This window comes from Cellulosilyticum sp. I15G10I2, assembly GCF_900095725.1.
Classification (GTDB): Bacteria; Bacillota; Clostridia; order Lachnospirales; family Cellulosilyticaceae; genus FMMP01.
The window spans coordinates 1-25609 of the sequence record NZ_FMMP01000012.1 but is presented as its reverse complement, the minus strand read 5'-3'; the positions used below and the strand labels follow the sequence as shown (position 1 = coordinate 25609).

Annotated in this window: 17 protein-coding genes, 1 tRNA gene and 2 rRNA genes; 1 reads left to right on the top strand and 19 read right to left on the bottom strand. The window is 36.6% G+C overall.

Annotated features, from left to right (window positions below; genetic code table 11):
- Positions 1–271: 271 nt before the first annotated feature.
- Positions 272–916, top strand: coding sequence for an SGNH/GDSL hydrolase family protein (locus tag BN3326_RS13575; protein WP_069999793.1), 645 nt, complete (start codon positions 272–274; stop codon positions 914–916).
- A 24-nt stretch (positions 917–940) separates the two neighbouring features.
- Here the strand turns inward: BN3326_RS13575 and BN3326_RS13570 are convergent, their stop codons facing one another.
- The 19 genes from BN3326_RS13570 to BN3326_RS22240 form a co-directional block, all read right to left on the bottom strand.
- A complete protein-coding gene (locus BN3326_RS13570; protein ID WP_069999792.1) occupies positions 941–2191 on the bottom strand; it encodes a uroporphyrinogen decarboxylase family protein in 1251 nt (416 codons plus the stop codon).
- 587 nt (positions 2192–2778) lie between these two features.
- Positions 2779–3681 (bottom strand): sugar phosphate isomerase/epimerase family protein, encoded by a 903-nt coding sequence (locus BN3326_RS13565; RefSeq protein ID WP_069999791.1) that lies wholly within the window; start codon positions 3679–3681, stop codon positions 2779–2781.
- A gap of 45 nt (positions 3682–3726) precedes the next feature.
- Positions 3727–4830 carry a Gfo/Idh/MocA family protein gene (locus BN3326_RS13560; protein ID WP_069999790.1) on the bottom strand — a complete coding sequence of 368 codons (1104 nt, stop codon included), beginning with the start codon at positions 4828–4830 and terminating at the stop codon, positions 3727–3729.
- 54 nt (positions 4831–4884) lie between these two features.
- Entirely contained in the window at positions 4885–5451 is a 567-nt protein-coding gene (locus BN3326_RS13555; protein WP_069999789.1) for a DUF1097 domain-containing protein, read from the bottom strand.
- Positions 5452–5603: 152 nt separating this feature from the next.
- Positions 5604–7826 carry an extracellular solute-binding protein gene (locus BN3326_RS13550; RefSeq protein WP_069999788.1) on the bottom strand — a complete coding sequence of 741 codons (2223 nt, stop codon included), beginning with the start codon at positions 7824–7826 and terminating at the stop codon, positions 5604–5606.
- Between the two features lie 416 nt (positions 7827–8242).
- Positions 8243–11446 (bottom strand): hypothetical protein, encoded by a 3204-nt coding sequence (locus BN3326_RS13545; protein WP_083258720.1) that lies wholly within the window; start codon positions 11444–11446, stop codon positions 8243–8245.
- A 4-nt stretch (positions 11447–11450) separates the two neighbouring features.
- Entirely contained in the window at positions 11451–14480 is a 3030-nt protein-coding gene (locus tag BN3326_RS21500; protein ID WP_083258719.1) for a glycosyltransferase family 2 protein, read from the bottom strand.
- The gene (locus tag BN3326_RS13535) at positions 14477–16483 is read right to left on the bottom strand and encodes an oxygen-binding di-iron domain-containing protein (protein WP_069999787.1); all 2007 of its coding nucleotides are present in this window, start codon (positions 16481–16483) and stop codon (positions 14477–14479) included. The genes BN3326_RS21500 and BN3326_RS13535 overlap by 4 nt, the downstream gene beginning before the upstream one ends.
- A gap of 350 nt (positions 16484–16833) precedes the next feature.
- Entirely contained in the window at positions 16834–17232 is a 399-nt protein-coding gene (locus tag BN3326_RS13530; protein ID WP_069999786.1) for a cupin domain-containing protein, read from the bottom strand.
- A 1-nt stretch (position 17233) separates the two neighbouring features.
- On the bottom strand, positions 17234–18169 hold the full coding sequence (locus BN3326_RS13525) for a transketolase family protein (protein ID WP_069999785.1): 936 nt from the start codon (positions 18167–18169) through the stop codon (positions 17234–17236).
- Positions 18169–18981, bottom strand: a complete 813-nt coding sequence (locus tag BN3326_RS13520) for a transketolase (RefSeq protein ID WP_171903836.1) — start codon at positions 18979–18981, stop codon at positions 18169–18171. Before BN3326_RS13520 ends, BN3326_RS13525 begins: the two co-directional genes overlap by 1 nt.
- 29 nt (positions 18982–19010) lie before the next feature.
- Complete coding sequence (locus BN3326_RS13515; protein ID WP_141722924.1) at positions 19011–19832, bottom strand: carbohydrate ABC transporter permease; 822 nt, start codon at positions 19830–19832, stop codon at positions 19011–19013.
- A gap of 14 nt (positions 19833–19846) precedes the next feature.
- Positions 19847–20725, bottom strand: a complete 879-nt coding sequence (locus BN3326_RS13510; RefSeq protein ID WP_069999783.1) for a carbohydrate ABC transporter permease — start codon at positions 20723–20725, stop codon at positions 19847–19849.
- 132 nt (positions 20726–20857) lie between these two features.
- Positions 20858–22192, bottom strand: a complete 1335-nt coding sequence (locus BN3326_RS13505; protein ID WP_069999782.1) for an ABC transporter substrate-binding protein — start codon at positions 22190–22192, stop codon at positions 20858–20860.
- Positions 22152–22886 (bottom strand): FadR/GntR family transcriptional regulator, encoded by a 735-nt coding sequence (locus BN3326_RS13500; protein WP_069999781.1) that lies wholly within the window; start codon positions 22884–22886, stop codon positions 22152–22154. The genes BN3326_RS13505 and BN3326_RS13500 overlap by 41 nt, the downstream gene beginning before the upstream one ends.
- Before the next feature lie 520 nt (positions 22887–23406).
- On the bottom strand, positions 23407–24444 hold the full coding sequence (locus tag BN3326_RS13495; RefSeq protein ID WP_069999780.1) for a uroporphyrinogen decarboxylase family protein: 1038 nt from the start codon (positions 24442–24444) through the stop codon (positions 23407–23409).
- A 358-nt stretch (positions 24445–24802) separates the two neighbouring features.
- Positions 24803–24873 (bottom strand) — tRNA-Gly (locus tag BN3326_RS13490).
- A 46-nt stretch (positions 24874–24919) separates the two neighbouring features.
- Positions 24920–25037: ribosomal RNA gene (rrf, locus tag BN3326_RS13485) — 5S ribosomal RNA — on the bottom strand.
- A 455-nt stretch (positions 25038–25492) separates the two neighbouring features.
- Positions 25493–25609, bottom strand: a 23S ribosomal RNA gene (locus BN3326_RS22240); the annotation flags it as partial.

The window sequence follows — 25609 nt, the reverse complement described above, 5'->3', positions numbered from 1 at the left end:
CCTCAAAAGGCGCAGAAATAGAGTATGTTTTCTGTTCATGTGCCTTCCCCCTCAGAAATTCTTTAGGTGTCAGTTAATTCCGTAAAAGATTTGCTGTAAGAAAGATTTTCACTATCTCAACAACTTATCTTATTGATAATAATTATAGTACAAAATGCTTAAGACTACAATGTTAAAAACATACCAATGTTAAAAATATGTAGTATAATTTAAGGTAGATATATAGTCTTTGCAGTTAACTATAAAAAGATCTACAAGGAGGAATACAACTATGAAAAGAATATTATGTTATGGAGATTCTAATACCTGGGGTACAGACCCGAGTTCCTGTGAACGGTTTGATGAAAATACCAGATGGACTGGTGTTCTCCAAAACCTCTTAGGGAGTGCGTATAAAGTTATAGAAGAGGGATGTAGTGGACGTACTACGGTATGGGAGGATCCTATCGAACTTGACAAAAATGGCTATGCCTATCTTAAACCGTGCCTTGAGTCTCAGCGCCCCTTAGACCTTATTATCATTATGCTAGGAACCAATGACCTTAAACCAAGATTTTCAGTAGGCGCAGCCGATATTGCATCATCAGCAGGCCAGCTTGTAAAAACTGCCAAAAGCTATTTTTATACCAAAGGTCTTCATATACCTGAAGTATTACTTGTCTCACCTATACTAGTAGCTGAAAATATAGAGGAAACACCATTTAACGAAATGTTTGGAGGCCAATCTGCCGTAACAAGGTCTAAAAATTTTTCGAGAGCCTACAAAGAAGTCGCCAAAACCCTCCAGTGCAATTTCTTAGATGCCGCACAATATGCAGATCCGTCTCCTATTGATGCTATCCATATGGAAGCTGAGACTCATAAAAAGTTAGGCTATGCTATAGCTCAAAAGGTGGTAGAAATCATTGGTAAGTAAGATGTTTTATTCTTCTTATTTTTATTATCCTTTATTAAAGTCTTTTACAGCCTCGATCATCGCAACAACATTCTCAACTGGTGTTTTTGCAACAATATTATGTATGGTATTAAAGACAAATCCACCATCTTTAGAGAAGATTTTGCAGATCTCAAGCACCTCTTTTCTGACTTCTTCCGGCGTACCAAACGGCAGAGTCCTTTGGGTATTGACACCTGCTCCCCAGAAGGCAACGTGCTTACCAAACTGACTTTTTAGCATTCTTGGCTCCATATCTTTAGCTGTCCACTGCACAGGGTTAATCACATCAAAGCCTGCATCGATAAGCTCTGGGATCAGCGGTACAATTGAACCACAAGTATGTTTGAAGGTCTTCCAAGGGGTATTTTGATGAATCCATCCATTGATACGTTTATAATAAGGTGCATAGAGATCTCTGAAGGTATCTACAGAGCAAAACGGACCATTCTGCGTACCAAAGTCATTGCCGCATATATAAGCTATATCAATAGCATCTCCCGCGGCCTGATAGATTTTTTCTAGATTTCTTAATGCAATCTCTACTTGTTTGTCAAATATTTCATGCAGATAGTCCTGACGTATAGCAGTAGACATATACCATTCCTGAATATCCCGAATCCCTTTGGGGTCCTTTAGCATAGGACCTGGTACACAGGCAATATCTCCAATAGCTGTGCCCCCAAGATTAGCGCCTACATAATAATTAGATCCTCTAAATATTTCTGCCATCCTTTTATAATAAGCAAGGTCATCATTAGATAAGTCTCCAAACTCCTCCAGATTGTCTTCTACATTGAGATTGTCGTCATCAAAGTCTTTTTGTCTAATGATTGCGTCAAAAAAGAAACTTGATCTTGGCATCTTGGCAGCAGGTGGAAAACTTTTATCTCCTTCTGCATAAATATAAATGTCGTTTTCATCTTCTGTAGTAACAAACTTCTCTGCTACAAGCACCTTCTGTCCCCACGGTGTCATCCATTCTCTAAAGTTTTCATTTTTAAAACCATACATCGTATACTGGCCCCATAGCGCTGTTGTATCAATGCCTATAGCTTCTCTTAAGTCATCATCTACAACCCCCAACATTTGGTAAGGTTCAAAAACTGTAATGATCTTTTTTTCCAGTCCATAATGCGCTCTTAATTGTTCAAGCACACTAACATGAATACCTGTTGTAGGAAAAGATCCTATATCAAAAGGAACTGGTCCCGCTTTATGATCAAGTGCTAGCTGAACTTTAGTTTTAGAATTCATAAGCATTCTCCTCTTTTTATTTATTTTTGATTAGTTAATTACATAACTCTCGATTCATTGAAGCTCAATAGTCCTATGTTTATATATGACAAAGTCTCCTCCTAAGCGAGCTAAGACTATTCAAATATCTAGCAAGTGGTTTCTGTATTCGGAAGTTGCCTATGGAGTGTATCGTTAAGAAAATCTTAGCAGTTTTTTAAAATGGTTTTTAGGGAGACTGTTTGAGCGAAGCGAGTTTCGACCGTTCATTTTAAAAAACTGGTTAGATTTTTAGATACACGCAACTCAGCAACTGGAGAATACTGAAATCATCTTGCGAACCTATTCGATAATCTAAATCCCCTGAGTTTCGCAATCGCCTATTTATTTTTGATCTCATATACAAATCTTTTATCAATCTATATAGGCTACTATTTACTTTAATTATTCCAATCGGTAGCGGCCCTTTAAACAAGAAAGTGTGCAAAAAACGCACACGCTTGTGAAACAGGAAAGTTTGGTCCCTTGCAAGCAAGACGCACTTTCCTATTTCATAAAAAATGGCCTAGAAACACAAGTTTTCCTAGACCATTTTGCATTTGTTTAAATTAAGCTCCGACTGACTTTAATTTGTCGTCTAAGAACTTTTTAGCTCTTGGGATATCTTCTTCGTCTAAGTGTTCAATGATAATTGGAATATTAGGATGATTTTCTGATAATTTTTTGAGATATAAATCATAGTTAAGTACACCAAGCCCCGCTGCTGGCAGTTCTACTGCACCTGCACCTCTGAAGCTGTTATGCTCCGCAGCGTCAATGCTTGCATGTTTTTCTCCAGTATCAACCGCACGTTTACAGTCTTTTGCATGCGCCACTTTGATTTTATCATCTAATACATTAAAGATTTTTTCGATTTCTGCATCTACATGATCAATATTTGCATCACCAAAATAGTTTGTAGGATCAAGAAGGAGTCCAAGTCCTGGATGGTTCACATCACGGAATAAGCGTGCCACCTGATCAACAGAACCAATAATGTTGTTGACATAGTTTTCAACTAAAAATACGGCATTATTTTCGTAAGCATATTGTGCCAGCTCCTGTGCAACTTCCTTAAATTCTTGATAAGCTTCCTCTGTAGAGTTTTTCGGATCATAGAGCCAGTCACTGTCTACGTTATAAGTACCTGTTTCGCTTACTACATAAGGTGTGCCGAACTCTCTGGCAAATTTTAAAATTTCTTTAACATGCGCTACATTTTTTGCTCTTATCGCTGGGTCTGGATGTACTAAGTTTGTATAAGCCGAAATACTTACTATAGGAATATTGGCATCTCTAAATGCATCTCTTACCTTATTTGCTTTTTCTTTTGTAATATTGCCTTGTGATAAGTCAATATCTTTAAAGTCCAGGTCAAGCTGTACACAACTCATCCCGTCTTTTTTTGCTTTTTCAATCACCTCCGTGAGTGTGTATGGATAATACCCTGTAAAAATACCTACTGAAATCATTTAAATGCCCCCTTTAATAGAATAATGTATACTGATGAATATGTTTTATATCGTAATATCAATTTCTGAGAATTTTACAGTTCTTTCTTCTTTGATGGATAAGTAACATGCATCGATCGCTGCCATCGTATGAAGGTTATCTTCTCCGCCGATCTCTGGCTCCGTATTTGTTTCTACTGCTCGCAGAAGCTGTGCCATCGTGCCTCTAAAAGCATCTGGGAACCATACCGTATCCCACTCTGGACGAATCCACTGGTTAGGGAACTGTTTGCAGGTAAATTCCATCTTGCTTGGTGTTCTCTCATCATAACACCAACCGATATACCCCTGTGCCATACCGTCTAAGCCTTCTACACGCCACTTAATATAAATATCTTTCTCTACGCCTTCTCCCTGCCATGCCCATACATCATCCAGACTTGTGGCCATCACTTCATCTGAATACTGGAAGGTATATTGGCTGATGCCGTCAATATGGTTAAATTTCGTTCTCGGGTCATGTCTGGTTACTGCTGTGATTTTTTCTGGATCTCCAAATAAATATCTAAATGTATCAACATGATGGATACCCATATTTAAAATCTCAATACGGTCATACCTTTCAAGAAACGTCTGCCAGTGCGGAATCGCTCTCATATCAATCGTTGCCAGTACTGGTTTACCGAGATATCCCTTATCTAAAACAGCTTTTAAAGCTCTTATGGACTGGTCATAACGCATATTGGAGTTAACCCCTATTTTAATACCTGCTTCCTTACATAGCTTAACAATCTCTTTAGCTTCTTCTATATTCATAGCTAATGGTTTCTGGCATAAGATCCCTTTTATGTACGGTTTGGTTACAGCATAGCGCACTACTTCAAGCTGCTTATCCGGAGGAATGGCAATGTCAAGAATCTCAACATTTTTATCATCAATGAGTTCTTGCCAGCTCGAATACACATTTGGAATGTTATACTCTTTAGCCACAGCATTACTTTCCTCAAGACTGAGTGATGTAATGGCATAAGAATTAAAGCCAACATCTGCATAAGCCCTCAAGTGACAATTTCTTACAATCGCACCTGCTCCAATAACGCCAATTCTAAAATCCATACGTTTTGGAAGCTCTGGATCAATACGGTAATCAATATTCATTACTTCTTCCATAGTCCACCTTCTCCTTTTTCATATTATATATAGTGATTGATACAACACTATCTCTTATACTGCTGAAGCTTCCGGCTCTAAACTCGCCTTTTCGGCCTTTATATCTACTGGTATTTTTTGATCTATCCAAACTTTTCCTATAATAGCAATCCATCCAAAAAATAGCCCGAGCGCGCAGTAGAATAACTCATAAATAGCAGCCGATGCATACGTTGCATTCGGTACGTAGTTCATAATGCCGAAGAATGCACCACAGCCGATGAAAATAGCTGGTATATAATCTAATATTTTAATTCTCTCAAAACACATAACAGGAATAACCGGTATAAAAATGGCAACTGGTACACACCAGAAAGCACCTAAGAACGATAAAACTCCGGCCAGTTCAAATATAATAACACCTGTTGTAATTCCCACTGCATAAGCTATAAAACCTTTTAGTCCACCCTTTGGTGTACATCCCCCCAGAAAATAAACTGCCCACGCTTGGAAAGCTATCCATGCGCCTGCATGACCAATCGGCATTTTAGTGCCTACAAATTGATCAATAATTTGAATGATAAGTGCCAGCGCTGCGATCCATGTTGCCCAAACTAAGAGATTCTTATTTTTTGCTTTCATAACCCCATTCCCTTCTTTTTTTAGTGATTAGTAAATCGAATTATATTGTTTCATGAAACGTTTCAAATAACTTCATTTTTATACTATCACTAATTTTCGGAAATTTCAAGCTTAGATTTGTATAAAATTATACAAAAAATTGTTGTATTTTTCTATTTTTCCATCAATTTATAAATACGCTGTTCTATATGCTCAAGCGTACTGCTGTTACTTTGTACGCCTCTCAATGCTTTGCCTATTTCTTGTCCAATGATTTCATCATACAGTTTAATATTGATACCCAAAGTCTTGGTGGTGCTAAGCAGTTCTCGCTTTTTACTCTTTGCATAGCTCTTAAGAATATTGCGCTTCCAAGGATATAGCCCATCTAATTCTTGATCTGCGTAAAAAGACTTACGGCTTGAAATCCCTGATAAAACAGCAAAAGGACTGGCAATACTTCTTCCGCATGCCCACATCATATATTCTATCGCTGCCTGCTGCATCGTACTGCTTGGGTTAATTCCGAGGCTCCATCCTCCGAGTACTGGGCACTGTCCTGGTAGGATGCAGCTACCTACATTTCCGGCAACTTTAGACTCCATCGAATCGTTAATGCCAAAAGCGTAAGAATCATACAAAACTGCCATAGCTGTACTGCCGCATTTAAAATCTGAAGCAATACTGCTCCACGTCTCATAGGAGCTTTCAGTATTAGTATATTGATAACTTTTTTTGTAACTATCTAGCGCAATATGCGCATAATCACTGTTAATTGTTATTCTGTTATCTGTAATAATAGCTCCCCCATAGGCCCATAAACGATTAAGAAATTCAATACTATTATATAAATTGCCTTTATTAATAAGCGCGGTTCCATACTGCAGTGGTGAGTTTAGATTGTATTTTCTTGTAAAAAATTCCGCAATTAAATTAAACTCATCCCATGTTTTAGGAAGAATCAGCTCTTTGCCATATTTTCTTTGAAACTGAATTTTTAAAGTCATATCTTCAAATAAATCTTTTTGATAAAAGAGCATCTGTGTACCCGTCATAAAAGGCAGCCCATACAGTTCTCCATGATAAACCCCATGATTTTCAAGAGCCCTGTCTATAATATCTTCAAAATAACTTTCTCTTTTCTTCTGCAAATCGGTGATTGGCTTTAACCCAGACATTTTAACTAAGTCTTCAAGCCATACTAAATCATACATAAAAATATCAATGCCAGTATCTTGTTGATGAATACATGCTACGATATATTCCCAAAGCTCATGGTATTCAAATGCAATAAAATTCACTTTGATGCCATGCTCTTTTTCATACACCTTTGTAAGCATCGGCAGCACCTTAGCTACTCTTGCATCTAAGATGGCAACATTGATTGTATCTCTCTGGCCTGACCTAATGTCTTTTCCAGTATAGAATGGTGTATTGGCCACTTTAAATACTGCATCCAGCGTTTTAATCTGTGTATATTGTAATCCTCCAGTCTGAGCCGCTTCTACAATTTGTTTAGCAGCCGTTGTACCCATCTCATAATAAGAAACATTAATGACCCCATCAAGGGTGTTATCGTCCTCTATCCAGTTCTCTGCCTTAATGCAGATTAGAAGCGGAGAAGCGCTCGCTTTTTCTTTTAAAATCTCAATGGCCTTTTTAGCTCCCTGAAGCATCATATAGCTGCTGAGAATAAGGACTGTAATATCTGGATGTTCATACAGCAGTTCATACGCTGCCTTAAAGCCACTCTCACTGCTGTAATCTCCGACAACTTTATAGAGGAGCTCCTGACGGCTGGTATCCTTAAGTGCTTCTAGCTCCTGCTCAAACATAATACCATTTTCTAAAATCAATCCAACTTTTGTGTGCTGATGATCCTTACACCATAAGAGGCATTTCAAAAAAGCTTCAGTATAATTGATAGTGATAACATTCATATTGTTTTTCATACTGATCTTCTTGTCCATAAAAACAACTGGAATATTATTGTCACTCAGCTGATGCAGCCAGTCTTTATTTTGAACTGCAGTGCTTACAATCACACCATCCACTCGCTGCTGAACAAAATGCTCTATATGTTTTTTTTCTAAAATTGCATTATTATCTGTGGTTTTAATTAAAATACTATAACCGCTCGCTCTAAGCTTCTTTTCAATGGCAGCAATCATCACCTGAATGCGGGGTTCCTCCACATTACTTACGATAATACCGATAATATTGGTCTGGGTATTTTTTAAACTTCTGGCATTTGCATCCGGCCTGAACCCCAAATTTTTGATCGCCTCTTCGACTTTATCGATTAGCTCTTGGTTATTAGTCTTACCATTGATTACATTAGAAACACTCCCAACCGAAACACCCGCAACTGTTGCCACATCTTTTATTGTAGCCATGATCTCACTAATCCCTTCTCTTTCAATCCTGTCACTCTATATATCAATTTATTATAAAAACTCTCCGTTTTTCTCTAGTATAGATTTCACATTTTAAAGTTTAACTTATTCACGATGTTATTTAATGTGAAATCATTCTGAGAAACAACTTTTAGTAGATGAATAACTTAAGTTTATATGTTGTTTCTCTATAAAAATGAGAAACTCCCGCATTCAATTTACGTATTTTCTATATAATACAATAAATTTCTACAATTAGCAAACACACCGTTATTTTGAAATTTTACACCATACAGTTGACCTTTATTTCATTAAAAAATAGCTATGATAACTTTTCATTATCATAGCTACTTTTCACTCTCTATCTTTGATTGCCCTAATACTTCTAAAGAATTAGCTCTTTTATAAACTCAAAACTACTTAATTTTTTCGAAAGTATCTTTCAGACTATAGTAAGAAGGCTTTAAACGCTCATGAAAAGTGGGTTCATCCCATGGCTCCCAAGAATAAAAGCTCATTTCTATTTTATCTACGGGTTCATTTTGTCTTATAATTGCTGCGCCAAAATAAAATCCTTTTGTTTGCTCTGCTTCTATCCCCTTGTTTTTATATAAGTCTCCTATAATTGATTTTTTACTAGGATCCATAACATTTAGCAGCTGCCATGGTATTCTTATTTCTACTTTCCCCTCTTTTACATAATAGTCTGAAAGGGAGTTGTAGTTTTCCTTTTTAGGATGTGCATTACCATAAGTTAATAAGCCTGTTTCATACTTAGAAAAAGGGACTATTGTTCCATCTTGAGGCAATACAAATCCCCTAGAAAGACAGAGGTACTGCGGTATAAATATACCGCTTCCCTTGTTGCCAAAAGGTATATCCGGGATTTCTAACTCAAACTGTTTAGGATACATGTAGTGGAAAGAGTCATAATAAGCATCCACCTGAATGCGAGAGTTTTCCATACCATCAATCATTAGTATAAAATCTACCGCTCTTGTAAATTTCAGATTATTAAGCTTATCCACCTCATTACCTTGCCCCCCTATGGTATCAATAGGAATGACAATCTTATCTTTATCAAAATCGAAATCTTTTGTGTCTGCCATTAAATACATATACTTCTCATCAGATTTAGCAAATAGCTTGATGCCATCATCTTCGTAAACAGGTTTCTCATTTTGCCACTCATCTATATCCCCATCAACATAACAAATACTTTCTTCCGCCCCTGGTTCAAAGGCCAGAAGCCCAAATTGCTGTTCATTCGTTTGAGGATTTGACCAATAAGGTCTTGAATCAGGCAGGTCAAGGTCCATGGTATTCCACGTTCTTTTAAACCATTCATCTTGCCATGCAAAAACTAAACCACCGCAGTAACCCTCATCATAAATATCCTGTAACAGTTTCCCAACAATTCGTCCCTGTTCAGCTTCATCAAGCTTTCCTTGGTTATAGCCCATATGGATATTGATGTGTGCCATACCTCTTGAAGCTGGTACACCAAACTCAGCAACCATAACGGGGATGGTGTGCTGACGCATTAAATCTCTAAGATATGCTTTATAAGTATTTACTTTCCCTGAATCATCTTTAAAGCTTACATACTCTCTTTGATAATTCATAAAATCAGGGTAATATGGATAAATATGATATGATGCAAATACGCCTGTTTTTAGACTTTTATGGGGTTTTATATGCTCTATATTTACTTCTGCACGGTCTTCATTCTCTAAAGGCTCATTGGGATGTTTAAGCATATCCGTCGTTGGCCAGTTAGCGTAACTTAAAGGCCTTACCATATTATACTTTTTAGCTTCATAGGCGAGTACTTTGTCGCCGACTTCACACAAGAAGACTTCAAAAGGAGATGCTCCCTCAGTAAATAAATATTCACCCTCATAACTTTTTTTATCTGCATGATTATTATTAGTGTTTTCTACAAATTCAGGATCCCATTCAATACCTAAGATCCATCCGATTACATATTGAGAAATATCGCTATTATATGTCCCGCTTGCAAATCCCTTTCTCTCTGGAAGGATGGCATTCCCATGTATAATATCTGCTAGATCTGATGCGTCTTTAATAAACTCATTTTTTATTTTTTCATGATCTGCATAAGCATCCTTCAATGTCTCTATATCCTCTTCTTTTACCCAGACCCCTTGTATTAAATACAAAGGCTTCTTAGCAGTTTTATTATAAAGATATAGTGCATCATAGAAATCAGGCTTAAGTGTTGTATAGACTCTAATCACTTCCGCATTCATCTCACTAATATATTTGAACCAGCGCAGGTATTCGTCTTTTGTAATAGCAAGTTCTCCAGGAAAAGCGCCTGGCTTTGCAGCTCCAATATTGACACCCTTTAAAAATTTCTTTTCCCACGTACCATTTGTATGAATATAAAAGTCTTTCCCTTGTGTTTTTGCTATATAGGAGAGTCCCTCTGTTTCCAACTTACTATCCTGATTTTCCCTAGTCTTTACATCACTGATAATTTTATTCATCATTGGAACATAGCAGTTCCAATAAAAGTAGTCAGGCGCTCCTTTATTAAGAGAAGTTGTCATTTTTTTAACCTTATCAAATCCATAATACTTCCAAATGCTATGTACCTCTTGTAAATCTGCATAATCTCCCGCAAAATAGTAGGAAGTATATTCAGTATTTATTTTACGAATGACTGCTGGAAAAGTAAGCGGAAGCTGGAGTTTCTCCATAATCTCTTTGCCTTCTTCTGTTAAATCCAGAGCATAGTTGGCTAGCGTTTCACTGTCTTCATTACGATTTGCAAACTCAAACCAGTAGTGATAAGGAATAGCTTCTTTTATATCAAACTCCAAAGTATACGGATCCTCAAATTTTATTGTTAAACCCGTTTTCCCAACATGGGTCTTTCCTTCTAGTATAGCTATTTCATCCGAGTCGGAGACCAGTACATAGCCATCACCCTTAAAATGCCACTGTTTTTGGTACTGTTTTTCATAGTTATCTACTACCCAAACTGGCACTTCAATGTCGCGGGACAGTTCTTTAAAATACCTGCCTTTCCATCCCATCCATTCGGTACCAAAAAGCAAACTTAGCTCTTTTCGGTTTTCGGCATTAGTAGGTGCGGAAGCGATATTAAATTCTCCTATCAGGGTATTCGCCTGACCGATATTCTTTTTGATGGCAAGGAGTTCCTTACTTGTAAGACCTCCATAAATGAGATCCGAACGAACACCTTTTACATTAGGCATCAAATAATCATCCGTATAAACCCCATAGGTATCTGTTAAGTATATAAGATCTGGATTTTCTTTGCCTTCTGGTATTTCTCGTATATCGTAAACATCTTTACTCACTGGAAAAAAACCAAAATAATCTTTGTCATACTGAAAATAGCTTTCTGTCTTTGAATAAATCACCTTATTATGATTCAACACCCACATAAGACCTTTGTGCTCACGATAGTCTGGAATAGGTACAGTCTTGTCAACAATCCATACATTGAGTGAAGTAGTGGGTAAATCATGCCACCTTGAGATGGGGCTCAGTAATACAAGTCCCAATGTTGCGGTAAAGATTGTAATTAAAGAATAAATACATATCATCATTACTTTTCTTTTCATGCTATCACCCCTCTACTACGGTATCGGAAGATGTAAAGCCTTTCCGCTTGGCTTTGTCCCATCCCTCTATTTTTGTCAACATTCTTAAAGTTGCCTTCACGCGCCAAAAGCTAAAGAGCTGTCTTGGCCCGAAGTTTTCAAGTATAGAATAAAAGATGAGTATCCCAATATCTTTTAGCCTAAAATATTTCATATCCTTTTCAGCAATGAGCAGCGAGAAGAGTGAGATTAATACACCCATTAAAACTGTTGATATAAAAAGTAATAAAGCAATTTCTACATTCAAAAGACCTAACATTAATGCAATAATGACCATGCAATAACCCTGTGTCTCTATCAATGGGCCTACCATTTCAAAAATAAAGAAATAGGGCATCGCAATACATCCTGTTCTGCCATAGGCTGGATTAAAGATCATTTTTTTGTGAAAGGTCAGTATATCCACAAGTCCTCTATGCCAACGGTAGCGTTGTTTTTTTAGACTTTTTAAATCTTCTGGTACCTCTGTCCAGCAATTGGCATTGTATGCATAATCAATTTTGTAACGGAGACCTTTTTCACGCATCATTCTGCCAATGCGAACCACCAGTTCCATATCCTCACCCACTGTATCTTTTTCATACTGACCGCTGCTAGTAAGGTAGCCCCCTACACTGATAACACGCTCTTTTCTAAAAAGTCCAAAAGCTCCTGATATAATGAGTAAGCTATTTGAATATGCCCACCCCAATCTGCCTGACATAAATGCACGCATATACTCAATAGTCTGAAATCTCGCCAGTTTATTTTTGGGAACACGGGTATCAGTAATAGTTCCTTGATCAATAATACAACCATTCGCTGGAAAAATATTACCCCCAAGTGCAGGTGTTTCAACTCCTGCATCAAGTTCCATCGAAGCCAGTTTGAGAAGTGCATCTGCCTCTAAAAGAGAATCTGCATCTATACCACAGAAATATTCTCTGCTTGAGATATTGATACCTGCGTTTAAAGAATCTGCTTTCCCGCCATTTTTTTTATCTACTACAATCAGTTTAGGCATAGATGGATTGAGATAAACGGCTTGAATAGGCCTTGTCTTAAGCTTATATTCAAACGTATAATCTACTCTTTTTAAGTCAAAGTGCTTTATTAAAATCTCTAATGTTTTATCATCAGACCCGTCATTCACAATAATAAGTTCATAATCGGGATAGATTAAGTTGAGTAATGAATTAGCACTTTGAATAATAGTTTTTTCCTCATTATGGGCTGGTGCAATAATAGATATAGATGGCAGCATTCTTTTTTTAAAGAGCATCGTAATTCCCTTTAAACGCCATAATTTAGACTGCCTTCTTACATTTATAAAAGAAAGTATGAGAAGCATGCCGTAAATCAAATTAATTGCAACAGAATAAAAAACTAGATAATAATTGAAGTCTATAACATAAGTTTTAAATTGTTTTATTAAGGGTGTATCAAATAGCCGTGGAAAATATCGCAGTATATAAATAATTGGAAAAAATAATACTGTGACAAGAATCACTGAAGAAAGTACTTGAATAAGGTTTTTATTCTTTATTTCCGACTGAGGCACTTCATTTTCTTTCCACCTAGTAAGACCACATTTTTTTAGCGTCGTGTCATTTAAGTATCTACTTAACTCTATTCTTAAAGATGTATCTTTTGATAAAACTGCCTTTATTATTGCAACTAATTCATTTTCTATATCGATATTCTTATTTTTATTAAGAAAGTCTATAACATTACTTGCTTTTCCTGCCAATAGCACCTGTTCTATGATACTACCTGCAATATCTTTATCTTTAGATACTAACTTCATCATAAAGTATTCAACTTTTCTCGAAAGAATTTCAGCAAGGCATTCTTTTACTTTCCTATCCTTTTCTTCATAAAAAAATACTACAATCTTATTAATAAGCTCTGGCCTCTTCTCAAGTACCTCCAAGATCCCATTTATAGCTGTTCTGGATGTTTCTTCATTATAAAGATAAGTAACTAGTCTGCCTAAGCTTTCATCTGCATCAAATTGAGATAACGCCTTTACCGCTATCTGCCTTATTCTGACGTCTTTACTATTTAAATATTTTTCATCCATAAGCACCTTTGGATAAAGTTTAGCTACTGTTTCAGCTGCCTTATAAACAAGATTTTGCCGGCTTATTCTTCCATCAATACTAACTGGTAGCCGTTTAAAACGCCAACATTTATAATACGGGCTGACAGTCCCTTTGTATGTACAAAGCCTATTTCCGTCTTCATCAGATATTCTGCCGAAGGTACAGTTGCCACAGCATCTTACAAGTTTATCCATAGTATTATACTTTTCCCTGTTTGCTTCTATTTCATTTTCATCCATCACCTTAATTAAATAAGCTTTTAGGGTAGTTGTATAAGATTGTGCAGCAAAATCAACGATCAATTCTTTTACTTCTGCTTCATTTCGATGTATGATTTGAGGCAAATACGCATGAAACGCTTCTCCAAAATCTATAATCATCATATTAACCCTGTCCCTATACCAACGATGTGCATTCATCAACGTTGCAACAAGCACTGGAATCGACTTTTCATTTCCTATATCTGACAGCGCATTAGCCATATAGAGTTTAATAGGATAAGACTTTTGTTTGGTTATTGCTTTTTCAAGTGCTTCTCTTGCCTTGTCTGAGGCAATCAGACTTAATTCAGCAGCTGCCTCGATTCTTCTAAGTGAAAACAATGAGGATAGTCTTTTGATATTTTTTTTCTCATATTGATTGATATCTAGAGCACTTTCAATAGTTTGTTTCTGTTTTTGGTCTAAAATAATGGAGTGTTTCATTTGTCTGTAACTGTCCGTAAAACGCTTGGTCTGCCTCCGCTTCCTCTCTCCTAAAAACACATTAATAAGTCTTTTTTTCTGTTTAATAAGATCTTCCTGCCTGCCAATTTTTTTTAATCTATTGGCCAAAAGTTTAAGCACTATTATACTATCTGTATATAACAATAATACCACTATGACTAAACATACCTCAAAACTTAAACTCATTGGTACCCGCCCCCTTTAATTTTCTGTTTAATAATCCCCAACAGTTCAGAGAGCATGAACGGTTTTTTTAAATAATAGTCTACGCCAAGGCTCACTGCCCTTTTAACAGTGTCCTCGTTTTTAAGATGTGAAATAATTATAAATGGTATATTTTTAGTATGAGATTCCATGATCAACTTTTCACGTATTAGGAATGCATCCATTTTTGGAAGCATTATTTCTGTTATAACGATATCTGGTACTTCTCTTTCTGCTATCTTCAATGCGGATTCACCATCTTTTGCGGTCAGCACTTCATATTTCATATTCTTAAGAAATGTTTTAATGACATCTACATTTACATCATCTGTATCTGCTACCAACACTTTGCCTACACTTTCTTTATAGTCTCCTACATCAGAATTACTGCATACCACGTTCATCCCTCTGTTTCTAGCAAGTCTCACACGCCACATAGCAAGCTCATAGGTCATTTCAAAAGGCCGCTTAGTAAAGTTCTCATGATTTTTAACTTCCTCCAGACTTACAACGCCCAAAGATATTGTAATCTTTTCAATATATTTCTCAGAAGCCGCTACTGTATTTCTTATCTTCTCCGCATTCTGAGCTGCATCTTCCTTAGATGTATGCGGTAAATACCATGCAAAAGCTGCTCCTTGAAGTCTGAATAGCACCGTATTTTCTTGCTTAAGATCATTAATGATATATACAGTGTTCTTAAGCACTTCTTCAACTTCACTATCTCCATACGAAAATCTGATTTTCTCCATATTATCAAGATTAATAATAATAATTGCCGGATTTAGCCCTTCTTCGGTCTTATCAAGCTCTGTTATTAGATAATTTTTAAAAAACTCATAATTATATAATCCCGTTATAGGGCACCTGAGCAATCTCTCCTGTGTTTCTCTAATCCCTAGGTCAAGACGCTCGTTAGCTCGTTTGAGCTGTGCATTCTCTTCTGTAAGTGTGTAGGTCTTTTTAATGCTGGTTTCAAATATAGTTGGCATGGGAATATCAAATTCCTTTGAAAGTTTAAGTACTAAAGGTTCAATAATTATCAGCGATTCAATGCCCTTTATTGCTAAAAACTTCTCAAATATGAGATTCCAAAGCACATCTCCTGTATAGTTATAATCAGTGATATCGAGTGTCTCCTTGTTTATTGTTATCTCTAAATCCCTTATAACCCTCAAGACTTCTTTTTTACTAAAAATGGCTTGGTATCGCTGTAAGATAGAACTGCACAACCGTAAATAGCCTCCGGCTCTTGAAAGTTCTTTCTTTATAGGTGTTAAAAATGCACCACATTCTAGGTCCCTCAGTTCTCGAATATATCTGCCGATATCCGCTGTAATAATAGAACCATGCTGAGGCGCAATGATGTCAATATCCATCCCCAAGAACACTTCCATTACAGGTCTTAAAATATCATTAGACGGCATGTAGTGTTCATGAAAAACCTTCATTTTTTCAATGTAATCATCCTGTGCAAAAAGGCTCCATTCCTGTGATAGCGCACCAAAGAGGTCACTGGAAAATAATATTTTTGAAACAGTATCATAGGTTGTAATAGCTCCTGGAAAGTGGAGATAGGGTGTTTGTATAAAATTCAGTTTTCTGCCTGATTGCAGCGTAAGACTAAAATTATTTTGATCAACTATATAATAGTGAGATTTTATGCCATAATACTTTACCAGTGTCTGAGTTCTCCAGTGGGTTACAATTTTAAAGGCTCCCCCTTTTTGTTCAAATAGAGGGACACTTGAACAAAAATCTGGATCCTGATGGTGAAGAACGATGTATTTAATTTTTTCTAAAGGAATAATACTTGTAACATTTTGATACACATATTCAAAGTCTAAAACTGACCCCGGGTCAAAAAGAACCCCCTCATCCCCATCCACTAATAAATAAGGATTGCAGTGTAAACTGCCATTCTGATCATTTCCTCCTACCCAATAAATCCCCTTGTCTAGTTCAACTGTCTTTAAAGTATTCATTTAATAGTTCCTCCTCTTCCAGTTTGTATTAGCCTAACAACCTTCTTCACCTATAAGACATTTGTTCTACTGATAAGCCATGTACTTCTTTCAAATACCATTTCTTCTCAAACAGTATTCATTATCTTTAGATAATTATTATTTATTAGATTATTATATTCTTTTTTTCACGTCTACGTCAACTCAAATATCCTATTATTTTTAAAAAGATAGTTTTATGATACGAATACATGGATTTCTACAATACGAAAGGATTGAAAATAAAATCTAAAAAGCCTGACTTCGATAGAATATCGAAATCAGGCCTGGACATAGAGCTCTTTATAATTTTCAGAACTTAAAAGTTATAGCTATCTTATTAGACTTTTTAATACGTCTAATTCTTCCATACTTAATGAATATATATCACTATTATCCATACTTGTAGAAGAGTCTTCGATGAGTATCATCTTTGTATCTTTGCATGTAATCGTATTATGCCAAAGTGTAGCAGGAATATTATAGACCTTATTTGGCTCCATCGCTACAGCGTCAAACACTAAGCCATCTTCTGTTTTATTAGCAAAGATCAGCGTGCAGGAGCCTGCGAGTAGCACAAATAACTCATCCGTTAAATTGTGCCGCTCTAAGCAGTCAATTCCAGTGATATCATTTGCCGGTTTCCAGTTTTTAATACCCACTGTCCATTTTTCATTTTCAAACACACGATTCATTCCTTCACCGTTAAAGGCATATTCAGCAATTTTCATTTTAGTTCTCCTTACTTAAAAGTGATTTACAATGATTGATAATATTTTCAGCATTAAGGCCATAAGCATTAAACAAGTCTTGTGGTTTTCCTGATTTGCCAAATACATCTTCAATGCCAACTCTTGAAAACTTTACATCTGATTTACCCGCAAGTATTTCTGCTACGGCAGATCCAAGTCCACCAATAATAGAATGTTCTTCAGCAGTGACAATTACCTTACACTTTCTTGCCATCATTAAGACACATTCGCTATCAATGGGCTTAATCGTGTGCATATTTACAACAGCTGCATGAATTCCATATTCTTCAAGAACTTTAGCTGCCTGTATAGCCTCCGGGATCATGAGGCCTGCTGCAATAATACAAACATCATTTCCATCCTTTATAACATTGGCTTTTCCAGGAACAAACGGCGTATCTTCTGTAGTAATATCTTCACATATCGGGCGGGCTATACGAATATATACAGGTCCATTTATCTCACTTGCCGCTCTTACTGCTTTCTTTGTTTCAATAGGATCACAAGGAACAAAGATCGTCATACCCGGAAGAACACGCATGAGTGCAATGTCTTCTATCGATTGATGGCTTCCTCCATCTTCTCCGACGCATAGACCTGAATGGGATAAACATAGTTTAACATTGGCACCCACATAGCTGATGGCGTTACGGATCTCTTCATAGGCACGACCAGTTCCAAATAATGCGAAAGTGCTTACAAATGGAATGAAGCCTGAATGCGAAAAACCTGCTGCTGCACACATCATATTGGCTTCTGCTATTCCAAAATTGTAAAACCTTTCTGGATAAACTTCTTTAAATAGACTTGTCATGGTTGCATGTGCGAGATCTGCATCTAAAACTACAATTTTATCATTTTCTGCACCTAAGTCTCTTAACGCTTCTCCATAAGCAACTCTTAATGATTGTCCCATTATACTTCTACCCCCAATTCATCTAATGCTCTTTCATACTCTGCTTTGGTTGGTGCCTTCCCATGCCATCCGAACTGATCTGACATAAAAGATATGCCGTGCCCTTTATGGGTTTCACAACAAATGAATTTGGGTTTTCCACTAATAGGAGCCTTGATCGCATAGGTAATAGCATCAATATCATGCCCATCTACTTTATAACATTCAAAGCCAAATGCTTTATATTTTTCACTAATATCCCCAATACTCATCACTTCGTCGTTGGCTCCATCAATCTGAAGTCCGTTATGATCAAGCATTACAATAAGATTATCCAACTTATAATGAGCCGCTGACATAGCTGCTTCCCACACAAGGCCTTCTTGAACTTCACCATCACCAACAATGACGTATATTTTATGATCTTCTTTTTTATGCTTTGCAGCTAAAGCCATTCCTATAGCGACGGATATTCCTTGTCCTAGGGACCCTGTGTTTACATCTACTCCTGGTGTTTTATTCATATCAGGATGGCCTTGGAGATGGCTGTCTATTTGACGAAGATGCCAAAGATCCTCTCTTGGAAAGAATTCTAAGTCTGCTAAAATGGCATATAACGTTGGAGCAGCGTGCCCTTTACTTAATACAATACGGTCTCGCTTATCCATTTTTGAATTTTTAGCATCAATATGGGCAGTTTTATAGTATATGGCCATCAGCATTTCTACACATGACAGTGATCCTCCCGGATGGCCTGACTGACAAGTATACAACATTTTTAAAATATCTGCTCTAATCTGTTTAGCTTTTTCTTCTAGATTTATAGCGTTCATTCGAAGTATCATTCCTTTCGCTAATCTATTTAACCTTTTTCTGCGCCTGCAGTTAATCCTTCTACCAATCGTCTTTGTGCAAAGAAAAACATGACGCATACTGGAATAATAGTTATAATTCCCCCTGCTGTTAAAAGATCCCACTGCACGCCAAGCTGGCCAATCAAGTTTTTAAGTGCTACTGGTATGGTTCTATTGCCTTCGTTTGTAAACATGACAGCAAACGTATACTCGTTCCATGCCGTCATAAAAATATATACACCTGTAGCAATCAAACAAGGTACTAAAACCGGTAAAACGATTCTAGTAAATGCCTGAAATCTATTGGCACCGTCTATTAAAGCTGCTTCTTCTAAAGATTGCGGCAGATCATTCATGTAGCCATTTAGCAGCCATACAGAAAACGGGATTGTAAAAGTTGTATAAGCAAGGACAAGTGCAAGAGGGGTATATAAAATCCCTAAGCTGCGCATGATTGTATATAATGGAATTAATAACAGCACAGTAGGAAACATGTTATTCGTCAAAAATATGACCATAAGTATCTTTCTGCCTTTAAAACGATACCTTGAAAAGGCATAGGCCGCCAGCATAGAAACTAACAAGGACACAATCGTTGAAGCTCCTGCTACAACAAAACTATTTTTCATGGCTTTTAAGAAATTAAATTCTAAAAACAACTTGATGTAAGATGCAAAAGTTGCTTGTTTGGGCCAGTATGTCACAATATTTCCATAAAGTTCACTCTCTGGTTTTATTGATGTGATAAATGTCCAGTAAAATGGAAAGAGTAAAAATAGCATCAGTGCAGTTAACGGTAGATAAATGTTGAAAATCTTTTTTAGTATCATGCTTTTATTTTTACTCATGACTTATCCTCCTTAAATCTTCTTCGCAGGTACGGAACTGCTGCTAAAGAGAGTATAAGCGTCAATATGAGAGAGATTGCTGCTGCATACCCCATATTAAGGACATTGGCTTTATTGAAAATATAAATACTAAGTGTTTGCGTAGAATAGGCCGGTCCACCTTCTGTCATATTCATAATTAAATCTACTGAGTTTGCAACCCAAATAATACGCAATAATAACGTGATGAAAATAGTATTTTTAATAGATGGGACTGTAATCTTAAATAACTTCTGCACTCTCGTGGCACCATCTACATCTGCAGCTTCATACATTTCCAGAGGTACTCCCTGTAAACCTGCTAAAATCATAAGTGCAAAAAAGGGTATGCCTTGCCAGACAATAGTTGTGATAACACTTGGAAACGCCGTACTGGTCTGGGCTAAGAAAGGTATTTTTTCATCAATAATATGTAGTTTCATTAAAATATCATTTAACACCCCATAGTTACCATCATAAATCCATCTCCACATAAGACCAATGAGCACTCCTGGTGTACACCAAGGGATCAAGCTAACCGCTCGCACAACACCGCGGCCGTGAAAGCTCTGATTTAAAATAAGTGCTAATACAAATCCGAATAAGAATTGTAAACCTACTCCAAAGCCAACCCAAAGCATTGTACGACCAAAAGCATCCCAAAATAAAGCATCGTGGAAGATTTCGACAAAGTTGCCAATGCCAATAAACTTTAAGCTGTTTGGCCTCCTTAAGTCATAATTTTGAAAACTCATTAATATTGCTTTCGCTACTGGAACAAACACTACTCCTAGCATAATTAAAAACGCAGGCGCCACCAAGAAATACGGCGTTATATTGATCTTTCTGCTTCGCATAAGTCCCTCCTACTACATAGAGTTGTAAATAAAAATGCTTATCTTTTGATTTTATCTACTGGTATTTTCGCCAGTCACTCCCCCTTATTTCTATGAATGACTGGCGCATACCTGTTTTAGTATTTGGCTCTTCTATTTATAAAGTTCTTTTTGTAAAACTTCCATGGCTTCTTTTGAGCTGACATCCCCTGACAATGCCTGTGCAACCGTATTAGGCCAGATTGTGCTTACCCATTCGGTTGTAGTATCTAAGATAGGTAAAATACCTGCATAAGAAACACCTTCTATAGATGCTTTCATAAATTTATTATCTTGGAAAAATGGTAAAGCCTGAACACGCTTACTTACTGGCACATTTCCTGTTGTTTCACACCAAACTTGCTGACCCTTTCCTGCTGCCATATAAGATATGAATTCAAATGCAGCCTCTTTATTTTTACATTTTTCGAAAATAACATTTTCAGTATCGCCCATAGAGGTCCATTGTCCTTCGCCTTTTGGGAATGCGAATGCTGCTACATCATCACCAAAGGTCTCAACCATCCCTGCTGATGATCCTGTATGATGTATGGTCATAGCCGTTCTTCCCGATTTAAAGTTTGCAATAATTTCATTGAATCCGTCTGCTGGCGCTGTTGGTGGTACATAACCCTTTTTATAGAGCTGTACGAAATCTTCCATTCCCTTTATGGCCTGATCAGAAGCCATTTCTTCAAAATTACCACCTCTGCCATGAATAAAGCTTCCCCAAGGCTCTTGCCCACCTTTTGAACCTCTCATGCCAAACCCATATACATCTATTTTGCCATCACCATCTGTGTCTCTGGTCAATTTTTCACAAGCCATCAGAAAATCTTCATATGTTTTTGGCACTTCAATTCCCACTTCTTTAAACATTGATGGACGATAATAAACATATAAGACTTGAGTATTCCACGGCATTACATATGTTTTATTTGAGCCACCTGCTTTTTTCATAATCTGATAAAGGTTGGCATCGATATCATCTTTATCCGCCCACTTCTCAATATAGCCATCTAGTTCTGCCAATAGATTATTTGCCGTAAATAGAGGGGTAGCCGTAAGCTTCCAAGTAGCCATATCAGGCCCTCCGCCGCCCATTGCAGCTGTAAATAGGTTTTGACTGTAAGCCCCGCCGTCCCAAGGCTGTTCTTCAGCTTTCACTGTTATGCCTGACTGATTTATTTCATTAAATTCTTTTACAATCTCCTGCATTTTCTGAGAATAGTCCGAGTTATCTGCCCAATACCAATATGTAAGTGTTGTTTCTTTTGAAGCTCCTCCATTTGTACTTTTTGCATCTGCAGCGGCTGCATCTTTATTTGCTGAAGGTGCATTTGCTATATCTTTACCGGGTGCACTCTCTTCTTTAGTGTTACTGCCACAACCTGTTGAAAGGGTAAGACTAAGTGTTAACGCCGTTAATACTGCTAATAATTTTTTCATGTAATCCCTCCATTATTTTTATATCATCGAGCGTCTGCCTGATATGTTTTTCTACTTCATATCTTGCCTTCATTACATCTCTTGCTTTAATAGCGTTAAAAATGTTTACATGACTCTTAAGTGCTCTTTCAAAACTTCCTTTTGAGTGCACTGTTTCCGGATATGCTTTTCTAATTGATTCACAAATGATTGGAATAACCTTATGTAATACATCATTGTGGGTACACTGCGCTACTGCAGAATGAAATTCAACATCCAGCAATGTAAATTCTTCAGAATGATCCTTTGACTCGTTCATTTTATTAATGATTTCTTCCAGTATTTCAATGTCTTTTTCTTCTGCCCGGAGTGCTGCTAGAAATGCAATTTCTTGTTCTATTAATAGCCTTGCCTCCAACAGCGCTTCTAGGAGTCCTGGTTGATTAATGAAATCTAAACCAAGTGGATCTTTTGTCATACCAGTTTGGGAACTCACGAAAGTGCCCTTACCTCTTTTTATTTCAACAATATTTTCTGCCTTTAATAGATTCATTGCTTCTCTAATTGTTGAGCGGCTCATGCCAAAGGTTAGAGTTAATTCACTTTCACTCGGCAGCTTGGTACCTGGCTGCATATTCGACTTAATAATGCTCTTTTTCACCTCTGCTGCTACCATCATCGCGAGCCCCTTTGTGTCTGATTGTTTCTCATCCATTCTTTCTATCCCTCCTTTTAGAAGCATATTTTACGTTTAAACATCAGACAACTTGAGATAAATTATTGGTTAAAACTTCTTTATTGTTTGATAGGACCTAGTATGTTCAAGTCATACTATATAATATGATCTAATTTGATTTATATGACTTTTATCGCATTTATAACGTGTTTAATGAAAAAAAGTTTTTTAAACATATTGCACAGTATCTCTTATTTTTTCTCTAGTCGGACGTCGTACATTTGCAAGGATTGTAAAACTGGTTGAAATGGAAATGTTTTAAATTAAAAATCCCGCTAGGCTTATTGCCTAGCGGGAAACTTGTTATGTAGTATATACCAATTCTATATCTTGTTTCTTTCTATACCTATACTATTAAACTACTGTCTCTAAACATTCCAAACATTGTTTAAGAGATTTCCTATTTAAATTCTTTCATAGGATACTTAGCATATCTTTTTATAAACGTAGATTTTCCAGCACCTAAAAACCCTGTGGTTAGATCTAACTTTGTCATTACTTAATACTTTCCATAAGTTTTAGCGATATCAACCATCTTTTTTGCTCTGTCAAAGGAAGCATTTGCTGGATACTCGCACCCTGTTGCTAACATAAATCCACCATTTTTTTTGAAGATATCGATCTGCTCCTTACATTTTGCATCCCACTGTTCATCTGTACCAAGCACAGCCATAGCTGGTGGTACACAGCCGATTAACGCCACTTTATCACCATACTTTTCTTTGCATTCAGCAAAATCTTTGCAGTCATCTGGTGGATATAAAAAAGAAATGGCAGCAGGTTTCATAGTTTCAATTTGTGCATCGAAATATATCCTTTCTCCACAGTTATGAATCATAACAAGACAGTTTCTTTTATGGACGATATCTGCCAACTCTCTTACTAGATCCCCCTCCATTTGCCTCCACATCTCTTTAGACATAATCGTTCCAGATGCAAAGAGAGTATCAAACATTATAGCACTTACTCCTGTATCCATCAAAGCTGATGTATATTCTTTTAAAGTTTCATTAATTTCTTTTGCTGCAGTATAAACCGCTTCTGGATCATCATATAAATCCAAATACATGTCTTGTTGATTACGCAGCATAGAAAGTACTCCTAATGGTCCAAATACAAAAGCTACAACCGGAAACTCTCCCTTGGAAGCTTGTACAAGCTTTTTACAGGTCTCAATATGCATCATCATACGTTTTGAAGTTCTATAATCTACTTTTTTAATCTTAGCATAATCTTCTATCTCTTTAATTACTGTATCTGAATAATCTGGATGTGCCGCTTCATCAGCTGGATAGATTAACTTCTGCCCCCAAGCATCACATTCAATTGATAAGTCAATCAAAGTGACTATACAATCTAAATCAAATTCTTCAACTGTTTTCAAAAGTGCCTTTGCACATATGTCTGCATTATTAGCCCATTCCTTATAGTTTGCTCCAACTAACTTACGTGAAACACCACTTAAAATAGGATATACAGGTACCCGATCAGCCTCTTGATGCTGTAAAGTCTTAACAACACGTTCCATCGAATTCATAAAATACCCCTCCTGTCATTCTCTTTATTTAAATTAATTGTTATGTACTTATCGTAAACTTTTTTACCTTTTATTTATAGCAAGAAATTATGTTTGTTATAAATATCTCTTTTACTTTAAAAGAGTATTTTTAGGGTTATTAGCGTGAGAAGGAAGCTATTTTAGGTATAAAACAATGAAGTTTACTAGCTATCTTATAGCTTTAGAAAGTTTATGTAATTTATTACTAGATTTTTTACTTTTTTATTTTTCGTATAAGTTGCTTCACTATATTTGAAGTTATTATCAGTTTGAAATACAAAAAGGTGTCGCATAATTAACAAATAGCTAATTATGTGACACCTTCTTTTAAAATTAGAGCGGGTGATGGGAATCGAACCCACGTGACCAGCTTGGAAGGCTGGTGTTCTACCATTGAACTACACCCGCATAGTATAAAAAACTCCGCATTTTTGCAGAGATTATTTTTTATGTAATTTGGCAGCCACCTACTCTCCCGGCTCGTCTCCAAGCAAGTACCATCGGCCGACTAGGTCTTAACCTACGTGTTCGGTATGGGAACGGGTGTGTCCCCTAGTCGCATCGCCACCAAAAATGTTGGGAATAAATATCCTTCAGTCTTCCGACTTCGTCTTGCTGCAAATCTAACAGCTTGATTTGAATGAACGGTCGAAACTCGCATGCGCTCAAACAGTCTCCCTAAGTACCATTCAAATAAACCTGTAAGATTTGCTACGCAATACTACGTAGTCAGCCTTCAGGATACTTATTCCCTCTACATGAAAGGAATATCCAGCCCGAAAAACTTAACTTATTGGTTTTTAATAAATGATTAACCTTAGACTTAACGAAATGCCTATTCTAAATTTTAATTTTACATAGTAAACTTAAAATTTATCATTTGGACTAAAGTTTATAAAGAACATAAAATTTGCTTTTTAAGTTTTGTGTTCTTTGTATTCTCAAAAACAAATACTACGATGTATTTTTTTAATAGTGTTTTTTACTATTTTTAACCGTTTTAAGTGATTTATATCACTTGTTTTTTTAGGTCAAACCCTCGAACCGTTAGTATTGGTCACCTACATGTATTACTACACTTACAGCTCCAACCTATCAACCTCATAGTCTCTAAGGGGTCTTACTCCATTTCTGGATGGGAAGT

Coding starts and splice junctions, on each gene's coding strand:
- BN3326_RS13575 (WP_069999793.1), top strand. CDS start 272: ATGAAAAGAATATTATGTTATGGAGATTCTAATACCTGGGGTACAGAC.
- BN3326_RS13570 (WP_069999792.1), bottom strand. CDS start 2,191: ATGAATTCTAAAACTAAAGTTCAGCTAGCACTTGATCATAAAGCGGGA.
- BN3326_RS13565 (WP_069999791.1), bottom strand. CDS start 3,681: ATGATTTCAGTAGGTATTTTTACAGGGTATTATCCATACACACTCACG.
- BN3326_RS13560 (WP_069999790.1), bottom strand. CDS start 4,830: ATGGAAGAAGTAATGAATATTGATTACCGTATTGATCCAGAGCTTCCA.
- BN3326_RS13555 (WP_069999789.1), bottom strand. CDS start 5,451: ATGAAAGCAAAAAATAAGAATCTCTTAGTTTGGGCAACATGGATCGCA.
- BN3326_RS13550 (WP_069999788.1), bottom strand. CDS start 7,826: ATGGCTACAATAAAAGATGTGGCAACAGTTGCGGGTGTTTCGGTTGGG.
- BN3326_RS13545 (WP_083258720.1), bottom strand. CDS start 11,446: ATGAAAAGAAAAGTAATGATGATATGTATTTATTCTTTAATTACAATC.
- BN3326_RS21500 (WP_083258719.1), bottom strand. CDS start 14,480: ATGAGTTTAAGTTTTGAGGTATGTTTAGTCATAGTGGTATTATTGTTA.
- BN3326_RS13535 (WP_069999787.1), bottom strand. CDS start 16,483: ATGAATACTTTAAAGACAGTTGAACTAGACAAGGGGATTTATTGGGTA.
- BN3326_RS13530 (WP_069999786.1), bottom strand. CDS start 17,232: ATGAAAATTGCTGAATATGCCTTTAACGGTGAAGGAATGAATCGTGTG.
- BN3326_RS13525 (WP_069999785.1), bottom strand. CDS start 18,169: ATGGGACAATCATTAAGAGTTGCTTATGGAGAAGCGTTAAGAGACTTA.
- BN3326_RS13520 (WP_171903836.1), bottom strand. CDS start 18,981: ATGAACGCTATAAATCTAGAAGAAAAAGCTAAACAGATTAGAGCAGAT.
- BN3326_RS13515 (WP_141722924.1), bottom strand. CDS start 19,832: ATGATACTAAAAAAGATTTTCAACATTTATCTACCGTTAACTGCACTG.
- BN3326_RS13510 (WP_069999783.1), bottom strand. CDS start 20,725: ATGCGAAGCAGAAAGATCAATATAACGCCGTATTTCTTGGTGGCGCCT.
- BN3326_RS13505 (WP_069999782.1), bottom strand. CDS start 22,192: ATGAAAAAATTATTAGCAGTATTAACGGCGTTAACACTTAGTCTTACC.
- BN3326_RS13500 (WP_069999781.1), bottom strand. CDS start 22,886: ATGGATGAGAAACAATCAGACACAAAGGGGCTCGCGATGATGGTAGCA.
- BN3326_RS13495 (WP_069999780.1), bottom strand. CDS start 24,444: ATGAATTCGATGGAACGTGTTGTTAAGACTTTACAGCATCAAGAGGCT.